The sequence below is a fragment of the Actinomadura sp. GC306 genome, from assembly GCF_004348665.1.
Taxonomy (GTDB): domain Bacteria; phylum Actinomycetota; class Actinomycetes; order Streptosporangiales; family Streptosporangiaceae; genus Spirillospora.
In genome coordinates this window covers 1-13,517 of the sequence record NZ_SMKM01000022.1, presented here as the reverse complement: position 1 = coordinate 13,517, position 13,517 = coordinate 1, and the positions used below count along the sequence as shown (strand labels likewise).

General features: G+C 72.7%; 11 protein-coding genes. 3 read left to right on the top strand and 8 right to left on the bottom strand.

Features of this window, described 5'->3' with window-relative positions; genetic code table 11:
• Nucleotides 1-17: 17 nt before the first annotated feature.
• The 8 genes from E1200_RS05690 to E1200_RS05655 all read right to left on the bottom strand — a co-directional run bounded on the left by E1200_RS05690 (nucleotide 18) and on the right by E1200_RS05655 (nucleotide 9,648).
• Entirely contained in the window at nucleotides 18-935 is a 918-nt protein-coding gene (locus E1200_RS05690) for a phytanoyl-CoA dioxygenase family protein (RefSeq protein WP_131950728.1), read from the bottom strand.
• A gap of 74 nt (nucleotides 936-1,009) precedes the next feature.
• A complete protein-coding gene (locus E1200_RS05685; protein ID WP_131950727.1) occupies nucleotides 1,010-1,645 on the bottom strand; it encodes a GNAT family protein in 636 nt (211 codons plus the stop codon).
• A gap of 4 nt (nucleotides 1,646-1,649) precedes the next feature.
• Nucleotides 1,650-2,945 (bottom strand): beta-ketoacyl-ACP synthase II, encoded by a 1,296-nt coding sequence (fabF, locus tag E1200_RS05680; RefSeq protein ID WP_131950726.1) that lies wholly within the window; start codon nucleotides 2,943-2,945, stop codon nucleotides 1,650-1,652.
• A gap of 10 nt (nucleotides 2,946-2,955) precedes the next feature.
• Nucleotides 2,956-4,398: a long-chain fatty acid--CoA ligase gene (locus E1200_RS05675; RefSeq protein ID WP_131950725.1), complete on the bottom strand. Its 1,443-nt coding sequence runs from the start codon at nucleotides 4,396-4,398 to the stop codon at nucleotides 2,956-2,958.
• A 316-nt stretch (nucleotides 4,399-4,714) separates the two neighbouring features.
• Nucleotides 4,715-6,298 (bottom strand): thiamine pyrophosphate-dependent enzyme, encoded by a 1,584-nt coding sequence (locus tag E1200_RS05670; RefSeq protein ID WP_131950724.1) that lies wholly within the window; start codon nucleotides 6,296-6,298, stop codon nucleotides 4,715-4,717.
• 29 nt (nucleotides 6,299-6,327) lie between these two features.
• Nucleotides 6,328-6,861, bottom strand: coding sequence for a YceI family protein (locus E1200_RS05665; protein WP_131950723.1), 534 nt, complete (start codon nucleotides 6,859-6,861; stop codon nucleotides 6,328-6,330).
• A gap of 46 nt (nucleotides 6,862-6,907) precedes the next feature.
• Nucleotides 6,908-7,732: a VanW family protein gene (locus tag E1200_RS05660; protein WP_131950722.1), complete on the bottom strand. Its 825-nt coding sequence runs from the start codon at nucleotides 7,730-7,732 to the stop codon at nucleotides 6,908-6,910.
• Nucleotides 7,733-8,109: 377 nt separating this feature from the next.
• Entirely contained in the window at nucleotides 8,110-9,648 is a 1,539-nt protein-coding gene (locus tag E1200_RS05655) for a bifunctional phosphatase PAP2/diacylglycerol kinase family protein (RefSeq protein ID WP_279483968.1), read from the bottom strand.
• A gap of 288 nt (nucleotides 9,649-9,936) precedes the next feature.
• On the opposite strand from E1200_RS05655, the gene E1200_RS05650 reads away from it, so the two are divergent.
• From E1200_RS05650 to E1200_RS05640, 3 genes are all read left to right on the top strand, one after another.
• Nucleotides 9,937-10,839: an ABC transporter permease gene (locus tag E1200_RS05650; protein ID WP_243708360.1), complete on the top strand. Its 903-nt coding sequence runs from the start codon at nucleotides 9,937-9,939 to the stop codon at nucleotides 10,837-10,839.
• On the top strand, nucleotides 10,832-11,623 hold the full coding sequence (locus tag E1200_RS05645; RefSeq protein ID WP_243708359.1) for an ABC transporter ATP-binding protein: 792 nt from the start codon (nucleotides 10,832-10,834) through the stop codon (nucleotides 11,621-11,623). Before E1200_RS05650 ends, E1200_RS05645 begins: the two co-directional genes overlap by 8 nt.
• 129 nt (nucleotides 11,624-11,752) lie before the next feature.
• On the top strand, nucleotides 11,753-13,231 hold the full coding sequence (locus tag E1200_RS05640; RefSeq protein WP_131950719.1) for an extracellular solute-binding protein: 1,479 nt from the start codon (nucleotides 11,753-11,755) through the stop codon (nucleotides 13,229-13,231).
• The last annotated feature ends 286 nt before the right edge of the window (nucleotides 13,232-13,517 follow it).

Sequence of the window (13,517 nt, the reverse complement as noted above, 5' to 3'; positions counted from 1 at the left end):
GGGGCCGGGGGCGGCCGTCAGCCGCGGGCGGGCCGCTGGTCGCGCAGGACCCGGCGGGGATCGCCGTACTCGTACGTCCCGATGATGCCGCCCCCGCGCGGGGTCGAGTCGTAGAGCGTGTAGCCGAGCAGCTCGGCCAGGTCGTCGGACAGTCCCGCGGCGACCTCGCGCGGCACGTTCAGGTAGGAGTTCTCCAGCGGCCGCAGCCACCCCGCGCAATAGCTGAGCAGCACGCTGCGCCGGAACTCCCCGGCGGTGCGGTTCGTGCCGCCGCCGTGGAACACGTCGGCGCGGAACAGCAGGGCGTCGCCGGGCTCCAGCGCGGGCTGCACCATCTCGCTGTCCAGGGGCCGGCGGCCGTCCCCCCACTGGTTGCTGCCGGGCGCCACCCGCGTCGCGCCGTTCCGCTCGTCGAACGGGGTCAGCGCGATCATCGCGTTGACGCACAGCGGGTCCCGCCCGCGCGGCGCGAACCACCAGGCGTCGGTGTCGCGGTGGGTGAACTGGCGCGACTCGCGCGGGCCGATCTGGATGAACTCGGCCGCGCTGAGCAGGATGCCGTCGCTGACCGGGGCGAGCAGCCGCCGCGCCCAGCCGAGGATGCCGGGGTGGGCGATCACGTCCGCCGCCGAGGGCGCCTTGGCGACCAGCCCGTGCAGCCGCGCCGTGCGGCGGCCCATGAACGTGTCGTAGAGCCGCGACCCGCTGTCGGGGCGGGCGGTGCCGGGATGCCGTTCCAGCCACCGGTCGATCTCCCGGTCGAACCGGCCGCGCAGCTCCGCGCCGACCAGGCCGGTCAGCACCGCCGTGCCCAGGTCGCGGGTGACCTCGTCGACCTCGTCCCAGTCGTAGGGCGGGTGGAACCGCGGCACCTCCGGCGGTTTCCCGCCGGAGGTGCGCGCGCTGACGGTGCCGCGGAGAGCGGCTGATGACATGGGAGCCTCCTGGTCTGTCCTTCGTGCGGCCGGCCGGCGGGTGAGCCGCCGGGCGGGGGGCGCGGCCGGGCCGGTTAGCGTTGCCGGTTCTCGATCAGCTGGACGAAGTAGTCGCCGGAGACGTCCACCAGGTACTTGCGCAGCGTCTCCTGCGCCTCCCGCTTCTGCTCCGCCGGGATCACGTCCTGCGGGATCCCCAGATCCTCGACCAGCCGGTAGTAGTCCGGGCGGAGCAGCGACAGGATCACGGCGTCGAAGTAGCGGCCGTCCACGAAGAAGTAGTCGCGCATGATGCCTTCCAGCACCATGTAGCCGTGCGTGACCATGCGCACCGGCTGCCGGTTGTAGAGGCCGGCGATCATCTCCACGCGGTGCGCGCCCATGGTGTGGAAGAGGAGGTTCAGCAGGAGCAGGACGGCCTCGGCCCCGTGCCCCTCCGTCCACAAGTCCTCCTCGCCGATCATCACGCCGATCCGGAAGCTGAGCGCGTGCGCGCCGGACTCCCAGGTCACCGCCCCGATCCGGGTGCCGTCCGGGTCGGTGACCATCAGGTAGCGGGCGCCGGCCTGGATGCTGCCGCGCATGTCGTCGCGGCTGGGGAAGGACGCGGACCCGCTGCCGTACAGGCCGGCCCGCCCGCTCGCCCAGGAGGCCAGCAGGTCGTGGTCGTCGTCGGTCACGCGGCGCAGGGTGACGAGTTCGCCTTTCATCCGCTCACGCCTCCCAGCGGGTCACGGCCAGGACGGCGTTGCGGCCGCCGAACCCGAAGGAGTTGCTCAGCACCGTGCGCACCTCCTGGCGGCGGGCCTCGTGCGGGACGAAGTCGAGCCCCGCGTCCTCGGGGTCGTCGCAGTTGATCGTGGGAGGGATCACGCCCTCGCGGATCGTGCGGATGGAGGCGATCAGCTCCAGCGCGCCCGCCGCGCCCAGGGTGTGCCCGGTCATCGACTTGATCGACGAGATCGGGATGCGCTCGGCGTGCTCGCCCAGCTCGGCGCGGATGGCCGCAGCCTCGACCCGGTCGTTCATGACCGTGCCGGTGCCGTGCGCGTTGACGTAGTCGACGTCCGCCGGGGCCAGGCCGGCGTCCTGCATGGCCTGCCGGATCGCCGTGCGCGCGCCGCGCCCCTCCGGGTGCGGGGCCGTCACGTGGTAGGCGTCGGTGCTGGAGCCGTACCCGGCCAGCTCGGCGAGGATCTCGGCGTCCCGGGCCAGCGCGTGCTCGGCGGACTCCAGCACCACCACCCCGGCGCCCGCGCCCATCAGGAACCCGTCGCGGTCCCGGTCGAAGGGGCGGCTCGCGCGCTCCGGGTCGTCGTTGCGGCGGGTCAGCGCCCCGGCCCGCGCGGTCGTGGAGATGTTGAGCGGCGTCACGCAGTCGTCGGCCGCGCCGGCCACGGCGACGTCGGCGTAGCCGTGCCGGATCAGCCGGGTGGCCTCGCCGATGCACGTCGCCCCGGTGGCGCACGCGGTGCTCATCGAGTTGGACGGGCCGGTCGCGCCCAGCAGCATCGCGATCTCGCCCGCCGCGCTGTCCACCCCGCTGTTGGCCGCGTAGAACGGGCTCATCGCCCGGTAGCCGCGCTCGCGCATCGTGTTCAGCGCGATCGTCATGAGCTTGTCGGCGCCGTAGGCGGACCCCACGTAGACCGCGGTCCCGTCGCCGGCGCCGTCGCCGACGGGCAGCTTGGCCTGCGCGGTCGCCTGGTACGCCGCGGCGATGGCGTACTGGGCGTAGCCGTCGAGGCGGCGGCTCAGCTTGCGCTCCAGGTACACGTCCGGGTCGAAGTCGCGGACCTCGGCGGCGATCCGCACCGGCAGCTCCGCGGCGTCGAACCCGGTGATGGGGTGCGCGCCGCTGCGGCCCGCCAGCAGGCCCGCCCAGAACTCGTCGGCGGTCACGCCGATGGGCGACACCGCCCCGGTGCCGGTGACCACGACGCGCCGGCGCGGCGCCGTCCGGTCCGATCCCGGTGCCCCGGGTCGCGGTGCTTCGGAATGCGTTGACATTGCGCTCCCTTCACGTCCGGCGAACCGGGGCGCCGGCGGCGGCCGGGGACGGTTCGGGTCCGAACTCGCTCAGTACCACCCGCCGCAGTTCGGCGGCGTCGACCTTGCCGGTGCGGTTCAGCGGCAGCCGGTCGACCACCAGCACGCGGTTCGGCTGCTCGTAGGCCGGCAGCAGCGCGCGGAGGCGCTCCCACCAGACGTGCGGGGCGCCGCCGTCCGGGTCGGCCACCACGAACACCAGCTGGGCGCCGCGCCGGTCGTCGTCCAGCGCGACGATCTTGACCGGGCGGCCGCACCGCTCCGCCGTCCGCTCGATGGCCTCGGGGTACAGCGTGTGCCCGGACCGGTGGACGGCGAACCTGCGCCCCAGCACGTGCAGGTTGCCGTCCGCGTCCTGGAAGCCCAGGTCACCGGTGCGGTATCCGGCGCCGTGGTCGACCGGCGTGATGCCGTCCGCGTCCAGGTGGCCGGTGAACAGGTCGGGCGACCGCACCCAGATCTCGCCCGTGGCGCCCGGTGCGGCGCGCTCCCCGCCGGGCGTGGCGATCCACACCTCGACCCCGTCGAGCGGGCGCCCGCAGGCCACCGGGCGGGGCGGCAGCGCGAACGTGATGTTGCCCGCCTCCGTGCTGCCGTACCCGTCGAGCAGCGGGCGGCCCATCGTCTCCGCGAACCGCTCCCCCAAGCCCGTATGCAGCGGGGCGCCGCCGGTGCACCACCGCTCCACGGAGGCGACCGCGTCGCGCAGCCCCGGGTGGCGCGCCAGGACGTTGAGCAGGCTGTGGTAGGTCGCCGGGGCGGCGTCGACCGTGGTGACGCCGGTCCGCCCGGCGAGCCGCAGCGCCCGGTCGATGCGGGTGTACGGGGCGACGACGAGGGTCGCGCCGCTCAGCCAGGTGAGCAGGATCAGCGACAGGCCCCACTGGTGCGAGAAGGGCAGCAGCGGCATCAGCACGTCGTCGGGCCGGTAGCCGAAACGGCGCTGGGTGCGTTCGAGATTGCCCAGGAACGCCTCCCCCGTGCGGACGATCCCCTTGGGATTACCCGTGGTTCCGGACGACCACGTGATCAGGGCGTCGGAACGTTCGCGCCAGGGCCCGGCAACGACCGAGAAACCGGGTTCGGGGGAATGTCCGGCGAGCGACTCCAGCGGGACGACCCGCTCGTGGGCCATGGTGTCGGGCATGTCGGTGATGACCCACGACACCCCGGCCGTGCGCGCCGTCGCGGCGGTGTCCGCCGGGGTCTGCCGGTGGTCGAGCAGGACCAGCGAGACGTCGAGGTGGATCAGGGCGAGTACGACCGCCGCGTAGGACGTGTCGTTGTCGGCCCACAGCAGGACCCGGTCGCCCGCGCGCATCCCGGCGTCGCGGAGCACCCGTGCGGCGCCGCCCGCGGCGGACTCCATGCCGATCGCCCCGCCACCGCCGGAGCCGACCAGACGAGCCCCCATCGCGACCTCTCCTCCGCCGCGGCCCAGCACGGCCGAGTCAGCTGATTTATCGCTTTCACACGTTGATATGGGCGATCCTCTGCATTTCGGATGCGAAAGTCAAGGGAGATCACTAACCGCTTTCGCATTAGCCGTGCGAGGCATCCGGCAATACGGTGCGCAATTGCGCGAACACTTTAGTTTTCGCAGGTGAGGCGCTGTGAGGTACACCAAAAGATGGCGCTCACTAGTTCTCGTTGCGTATGCATTGTCGGCACAATTGAGTATGCGTCGGCGCGGCATTGCCGAGCGGCATTGGTGCGGCCGTGCGCACCGGTCACGGGCGGCCTTCGGGGACGACGATGACCGTCGGCCGGGCCCGGCGCAGCGCGTGCCGCAGCGCCAGCGCGAGCACGGCAGGACGCGACGCCACCAGGCCGTCGCAGCCGTAGGCGCGGGCGATCGCGGGGAGGTCGGGGGTGTGCTGGTCCACGGCCACGGGGGCGTCGCCGCGCGCCGCCATCTCGGCGCGGATCTCCCCGTAGCCGCCGTTGTCGAACACCACGACCGGCAGCGGCAGCCCGAGCCCCGCCGCGGTCGCCAGCTCGCTCAGGGTGAACTGGATGCCGCCGTCCCCGGACAGCGCGACCACCTGGCGATCCGGTGCCGCGATCTTGGCGCCGACGGCGGCGGGCAGCGCGTAGCCGAGCGTGCCGTAGCCGGTGGGGTGCAGGTACCGGCCCGCGGGCTCGACCGGGAGGTTGGGCAGGGCGCCGTAGTAGCAGGCCATCGCCGAGTCGCTGGTGATGACGGCGTCGGAGGCGAGCTCGGCGCGGACGGCGTCCAGCCACTCCAGCCAGCGCCGCCCCTGCTCACGGGCCTGCTCGTCCCGGGTGCGGCGGAGGCCCGGCACCTCGGCCGCCTCCGCGGGGGCTGTGCGCCCCAGCGACTTCAGGCAGTCGATCAGCGCGCGGACCGTCGGGGCGGCGTCGCCGACCAGGACGTGCCGTCCGCGCTGGGCGGGATCGAGGTCGATGCGGACGACGTTGTCCAGCTCGGGCGGAGCGGTCCAGAAGTCGGCCTCCGAGAGTTCGGTGCCGACCGCCACCACGGCGCCGCAGGTCTCCAGCCGGTGCCGGACCGCCGGCAGATGCAGCGCCACCCCCAGCGACAGCGGGTGGTACTCGGACACGACGCCCTTGCCGTTGGCCGTCGTGACGACGGGCGCGCCCAGCAGGCCCGCGAGCTCGGTGAGCTCGGCGGAGGCGCCCCGTGAGCCGCCGCCGGCGACGATCGTCGCCGGCCCGGCCGCCAGCGTCCGCGCGGCGGCCTCGACGAGGTCCGCCGGGGCCGCGCCCGCCGGCACCGGCGGACTCGTCGCGGGGGCCGGGCCGAGGGCGGCGCGCTCGGTGAGCACGTCGACCGGTACCTCGATGTGGACGGGCCGCTTCCGCTCCGGCCCCGTGAGGAACGCGAACGCGCGGGCCACGGCCGCCTCCACCTCGGCGACCGACGTCACCCGGTGGCTCCACGCGACGATCGCGCCGAGCGCCCCCGACTGGTCCTTGGTCTCGTGCAGCCGGCCGGTCACGGTCGCCGGGTCCCGCACCGGCAGGCCCGGCGACACCAGCAGCACCGGCACGCTGTCGGAGTACGCCTGCGCGGCGGCCGTCACGGCGTTGAGCAGCCCGGGACCGGTCGTCGCGACGACCACGCCCGGCCGTCCGGTGGTGCGGGCGTAGGCGTCGGCGGCGTATCCGGCGCCCTGCTCGTGCCGCGGCGCGGTCTGGGCGATCCCGTACGCCGCCAGCCAGGAGTAGATCTCCAGGTTGTGCGTGCCCGGAATCCCGAAGACATGGTCCACGCCGTGCGCGGCCAGCGATCTGGCGAGCGCCCGCCCGCCCGACATCGGAGTCGGCATCGTCCGGTCCCTATGCCTGGCGCGGGCCGCTAGGCGGGGAGCCGGACGTCGAAGCCGATCTCCACGTCGTCGGCGAGCCGAAGGGCGCCGAAGAACGCCGAGTACGGCTTGATGCCCCAGCGGGTCTGCGGCACGGTGACGCCGCCTTTCACCCGGTCGCCGTCCAGCTCGGCCTCGACCCGCACGGGCTTGGACCGCCCCATGATCGTGAGGTCGCCCTCGATCCCGCCGTCCCCGGTGATCCGGGTGGACGTGAACGTGATCTCCGGGTGGCGGTGGACGTCCAGCACCTTGCGGAGGTTCTTTACGATCTCGGCGCGGTCGGCGTCGGTGAGGGGCTTCACGCCGCCGGTGCCCTCGCGGACCTCCAGCGCGTCCACGGCGACGGTCACCGTGACCGACGACGCGTCCAGCGGCTCGCGGGCCTCGACCGCCGCCGTCCAGCGGGTGGCCTCGATGGTCAGGTCGTGGCCGGCGCGCCGGCCGAGCCCGCTGCGGCCGGTCCGGACCAGCAGCCGCCCGTCGTCCGGCCCCAGCTCGTACGTTCCCTCTCGTACCGCCATGTCTTCAGCCTGCCATGTGCGCGGCCCGAACCGGCCGCGCACCCCGTCACAGGCACTTCACCCTGGGCTGCGGGCGGTACACGGTGTGGAACTTCTCGCGCCGGACCTTCCGGCCGCCGTCGAGGAGCGTCCGCCAGACGTCGATCTCGAAGCCCTTGCGGCCGGCCATGGGCACGCATTTCCGTCCCCGCCCGACGCCCTCGCCGAACGGCTTGATCCCGTACCGCTCGGACGTCTTCGACCGGACCTCGTACCTGCGGTGCCCGTACAGGTTGACCGTCAGCGACTCCACCGTGCTGTCGACCTCGATGCGGACGGGGTGCCCGGTGTCGTTCCGCCACGTGAAGTCCAGCTCCGGATACGACACGGCGGCCTCGCGCCCCTCGGGGTACTCCGGCAGGTACAGGGTGTGCGCGCGCGACTTCCGGATGTCCAGGCCCGCCTTGAACACCGCGTTGAAGAGCGTCGAGGACACCTGGCAGATCCCGCCGCCCACGTCCTTGACCAGCCGCGACCCCGTGATGACCGGCGCCGGGACGTACCCGCGGCTCTTGGTGCGCGGCCCGACGACGTCGTTGAACGAGAACGTCCCGCCGGCCTCGACGACGTGGCCGTCGAGCATCCCGGCGGCCAGCTCGATGTTGCGGACGCGGGGCTCCCCCGGCGTGAAGCGGGTGGTGTAGCTGCTCATCGGCCGCTCCCGGGTGCCCGCGCCCGCCCCCGCCGCGGCGTCCGGGACGATCCGGCCCGGTAACGACCGGTCCGGCGGGGCCTTGCCGCGGACGGTCAGCGTCGCCGCCGCGCCGGGCTCGCGCGGGCCCACCAGGTACGCCCCGAGCAGCAGCCCGGTCGTCGCCAGCGTGCCCGCCACGAACGGCCACCACCGCCGGACGCACTCGCCCAGCTTCGGCTGCTGCCCGCGGCCGCGGCGACGGCGGTCGTCGTGCCGGCCCCGCTCGCGGCACCGTCGGTTCCGGCCAGGCCGGGTCCGCCTCACAGAACACACACCCCCCGAGAATCCCCTTCGGATCCTGCAACGGACCCTGCCGCCCGCCCCACGGCCAACGCCGGACCTTTACCGGAACAACACGAACCCGCGAACAACACCGGGTCCGGGCCCGGACGGCCGACCGCCCGGCCGGTGGCGCGGGACCGGCCGGGCGGTCGGGGTCGTGGGACGTCCGGTCACCTACCCGGACGATGATCGGTAAACCGACCCGTGTCGCGGACCTGTCAGCCGGGGACCTGTCAGCCGAGCGCGGCGTCGGGGCAGAAGACGGTCAGGGCGCCGGCGTGCTTGCCGAACCGGAGCCTCCCGGGCAGCGAGGTGAGCTCGCCGTCGCGGGCGATCACCAGCCCGCCGGCCGGCGACGCCATCTCCAGCCCGGTCGCCTTCCACGCGCGGTACCCGGGGATGATGTGCAGGTGCCCGGCCAGCACCGCGGCGACCGCGCGGATGCGCGGGATGCGGCGGCCGGTGGACACCGTCCGGACGTCGAGCCACCCGTCGTCGAGCCGCGCACGCCAGTTCGGGGTGGCGCCCCGCGCGCCGTAGCGGCAGTTGCCGACGAACGCCAGCCAGACGCGGCGCTCGCGGCCGTCCACGACCAGGTTCACGGGCTCGGAGTGCCGCAGCGTCCGCACGGCGGCGACGGCGAGCGCGGGCCACTTGCCGATGCGCCGCTCCAGCCGCTCCCGAATTTCGAGCAGCTCGGTGTAGGCGCCGAAACCGGCGGTGTTCAGAAAGATGTGCTCCTCCTCCCGTCCCCGGCGCGCGGCCTCCGGGGCGATGTAGGAGACGTCGACGCGGCCGAGCCGGCCGCCCCGGTAGGCGGAGACCGCCTCCGTGGCCGACGCCAGGCCGAGGGCGCGGGCGAAGTGGTCGAACGTGCCGCCCGGGACGACCAGCAGCGGGACGTCGTGCTGCAGCGCCGCCCGCGCGGCCGTGTTCACCGTCCCGTCCCCGCCGACGGCGGCGAGCACCGACGCCCGCCCGGCCGCCTCGCCGAACACCTTGTCGAGGTCGTCGCCCGCCGTGAACGTCACGACCTCCGCCGCGGGCAGCTCCCGCCGCAGGACCTCCAGCGCGTAGTCCGCGCGGCTCGGCACTATCGCGGCCGCGCCCCGGACCGCCGTGTCGCCGCCGCCGGCGGCGCGGTTGACGACCGCGACCACCCCGCGGCCGTCCTCGGTGACGAGCTCGCCGAGGTCCCGTCCGGTGACCGTGTCCTCGGCCGGGGTCACCTTGGCAGCCGGCGGATGGGCGGGCCAGACCGTCCGCGTCCCGAGCGCGGCGAGCACGCCGATCCCCACCCCCGCGAGGACGTCGCCCGGGTAGTGCGCGCCGGTGTAGACGCGGGAGAACGCCACCGCCGCGGCCGTCGCCACGACCGGTGCCGCCACCGGGCGCGGCGCCTCCATCGCGACCCCGGCGGCGAAGGCCGCGGCCGACGCCGAGTGGCCGGACGGGAACGCGTGCGAGGTGGGCAGCTTCCACCGGATGCGGATCGGCGGCACCAGGTCCACCACGGGCCGCCTGCGGCGGAACGCCTGCTTGCCGACCAGGTTCACCGCCGGGCTCGCCACCGCGATCGCGATCGAGCCGCGCAGCGCCGCGCGCCGCAGCCGGGCGCCGCCGGCCAGCCCCATCATCCCGGCGCTCGTGAACCACAGCACCCCGTTGTCGGCGAACCGCGACAGCCTCGGCAGGACGTACTCCAGCCCCGGCAGGTACGCCGCCGCGACCCCGTCGAACGCCCACCGGTCGAGCCGCCCCAGCCTGCGCAACGTGCGGGAACGGTGGAACCGGGAGCGGGGCGGTTCCGGCGGCGGAGGGCGCCGCCAGACGGGGGGTCGGCGCTGCGCGGTGGGCCGGCGTGAGTGGTTGACGCGCATGACCCGGGTATCCCCAGGGACGGCGACATGATGCCGTAAAGATCTCAAATCGGGGGTCACTATGCGGGCAGACGTCACGTCGGACGCATCGACTGCAATAGGCTTCCCGGCATGAGTCACCCGGAACGACTCGGTTCCTCGGGTGGCGAGTCGGTCGGAACGATCGCGGAGCCCTCTCACGTGAACGAGACCCTGGCCGACTACGCCGCACGGCATGGGCTGAGGCAGAGCGCGGCGCGCCCCCCGCTGCCGAAGTATCTCAAGAGCATCTGGGCTCGGCGGAACTTCATCTGGGCGTTCGCGTCGGCGAAGAACGTCTCCAAGCACAGCGATTCCCGCCTCGGCCAGGTATGGCAGGTACTGACGCCGCTGCTGAACGCGGCCGTCTACTACCTGATCTTCGGCCTGCTGCTGAGGCTGAGCCGCGACCTGCCGGACTTCATCCCGTTCCTGGTGACCGGCGTGTTCCTGTTCGGCTTCACCCAGCGGTCCGTCACCTCGGGCTCCAAGTCGGTCGGCGACAACCTGTCGCTGATCCGGGCCCTGCACTTCCCGCGGGCCACGCTGCCGCTTGCGTACGCGGTCGTGGAGTTGCAGCAGCTGCTGGCCTCGCTGGTCGTGCTGTTCGCCATCATCCTGGCGTTCGGCGAGCCGCTCAGCTTCTACATGCTGCTCTTCATCCCGATCCTGCTGCTCCAGCTGATGTTCAACGTCGGCATCAGCATGGTCATGGCGCGGCTGGGCGCGTTCAACCGCGACATCACCCAGCTGCTGCCCTTCGTCATGCGGACGTGGCTGTACGCGTCCGGTGTCATCTTCAGCCTGCCGCAGATCATGGAGCGCAGCCAGCTGCTGAAGGACCACGCGTGGCTCGGCACGCTGCTGGAGGCGAACCCCGCGTACGTGTTCCTGGAGCTGAGCCGGTACGTCCTCCTGGGCGAGTACCGGGGATACGTCCAGACCAAGCTGCACGTGGAATCCGTGACGCATCTGTGGCTGCTCGCGCTCGGCTGGTCCCTGGCGATGCTGATCGGGGGCTTCGTGTACTTCTACCGTGCCGAGGAGCGATACGGCCGTGGCTGACACCAAGGTGCGGGGCGCCGTCGACATCGACCCGAACCGGGAGCCGATCGTCGTGGTGGACGATCTCCACATCGTCTACCGGGTGTTCGGCGCGGGCGGGAAGGGCAACGCCGCCAGCGCGTTCTCCCGGATCGTCCGGCGGCAGCACCGCCCCACGATGACCGAGGTCCACGCGATCAAGGGCCTGTCCTTCATCGCCTACCGGGGCGAGGCCATCGGGATCATCGGCACCAACGGCTCCGGCAAGTCGACGCTGCTGAAGGCGATCGCGGGCCTGCTGCCCCCGCACAGCGGCGCCGTCTACACCGACGGCCAGCCGTCCCTGCTGGGCGTGAACGCGGCCCTGATGAAGGACCTCACCGGCGAGCGCAACATCGTCCTCGGCTGCCTGGCGATGGGGATGACCCCGTCCGAGACCAAGGCGAAGTACCAGGAGATCGTGAAGTTCGCCGGGCTCAAGGAGGGGTTCATCCAGTACCCCATGCGGACGTACTCGTCCGGCATGGGCGCCCGGCTCCGGTTCGCGATCGCCGCGGCCAAGACCCACGACGTGCTGCTCATCGACGAGGCGCTCGCCACCGGCGACGCCAAGTTCAAGAACAAGAGCAAGCGGCGGATCGAGGAGCTGCGCAAGGAGGCCGGCGCGGTCTTCCTCGTCGCCCACCAGCTCGACGTGGTCAAGGAGACCTGCGACCGCGTCATCTGGGTCGACGAGGGCCGGATGCACATGGACGGCGACCCCGAAGAGGTCATCGCCGCCTACACCGAGGCCACCGGCAAGTAGCCCGCGGGGCGCCGGTGACCTGCGGGACCGGTGAGACCAGCGTGACGGACGGTTACCGGATCGTCGCTGGATGTCCCTCGAAAGTAGATCTACTTTCGAGGGAGTACCTCACCGGCGAGGGAGGCTCCCATGGCCGACCGGCTCACCCCCGACTCCCCCCGAACCCCCGAGCCCAGTGCCCTTCGTGGGGGGACGACCCCCCACTCCGGCCCCGCCGGGCTCGGCAGACGCGGATTCCTGGCGTCCACGGCCCTGGCGGCGGGCGCGTACGGGCTCCTCGCGGGCTGCGCGAGCGAGTCCAGCGGACCGCAGGCGAAGGGCTCCGGCGACGCCCCGAAGGAGGTGTTCACCTCCCCCGCGACGAAACTGAGCGGCTCCCTCAGCATCCTGATGTGGAGCCACTTCGTGCCCCGGCACGACGCCTGGTTCGACAAGTTCGTCGCCGACTGGGGCAGGAAGGCCGGCGTCGAGGTCCGCGTCGACCACGTGAACACCGTGGACGTCCCCCGGCGCGCGGCGTCGGAGATCCAGGCGAAGCGCGGCCACGACCTCATCCAGCACATCGCGCCGTTCTCACAGTACGAGCCGGCCGTCCTGGACATGTCCGACGTCGTCCAGGAGGCGAACCGGCGGTGGGGACGCCAGCAGGAGCTGTGCCGCAAGTCGAGCTACAACCCGAACACCGAGAAGTTCTACGCCTACTGCCCCGGTTGGACGCCCGACCCGGGTGACTACCGCCGCTCGATGTGGCAGCGGGTCGGCATGCCGAACGGCCCCGCGAGCTGGGACGACCTGCTGCGCGGCGCCGCCGAGATCAAGAGGCAGACCGGCGTGCCGTGCGGGATCGGGCTCTCCCCCGAGACCGACTCGAACATGGCGGCGCGGGCGCTGCTGTGGTCGTTCGGCGGCTCCGTCCAGGACGAGAACGAGCGGGTCGCGATCAACTCCGACGCGACGGTCGCGGCCGTCGAGTACATGACGCGGCTGTTCAAGGAGGCCGAGACCGATGAGGTCTTCTCGTGGAACCCCGCGTCGAACAACCAGGCCCTCATCGCCGGCAAGTCGTCCTACATCCTGAACTCGATCTCCGCCTGGCGCACCGCGATGGGCACGAACCGCGAGATCGGCGACGACATCCACTTCGTCCCCGCGCTGCGCGGCCCGAAGGCGGCGCTGGCGGCACAGCACGTGATCCAGCAGTGGATCGTCCCGACCTACGCCGGCAACCCGGACGCGGCCAAGGAGTTCCTGCTGCACTACACGGCGAACTTCCCGGCCGTGACGTACCACTCCGAGATGTACGACCTCCCTGCGTGGCCGTCGCTCGTCCCGCAGCTGAACGGCTGGCTCGACAACGACCCGTGGGGCGCCAAGCCCGCGAACAAGCTCGCCTTCCTGAAGGACTCCGTCTCCTGGAGCGCCAACATCGGCTACCCGGGCCCGTCCAACCCGGCGGTGGGCGAGACCTTCAACACCCACGTCCTGCCGACGATGTTCGGCCGCGCCGCCCGCGGCCAGGCGTCCGCCAAGGAAGCCGTAGCCGAAGCCGAGACCCAGATCAAGAAGATCTTCGAGAACTGGCGCGACCGCGGCCTGGTAGGCGGCTGAACACCCCTTCCGAGCCCCTTGTGGACTTGGGCGCCCGCGAGCGGGCGCGCGCTCTCTGGACTGAGGAGCGCAGGGAGCGAGGAACGAGCGACCGGAGCGACGAGGGAAGAGAGCGCGTAAAGCGCCCGCTCGCCGCCGAGCGGAGGCGAGGCAATTGAACACAGCGCGCGAAGCGCCCGCGAGCCGCCGAGCGGAGGCGAGGCAGATTGAACACAGTTGAGGTCAAAGGGCTCGTTAAGGCGTTCGAGGGGCAGTTGCGGGCTCGGCGGCGGGGGCGGGCGGAGCG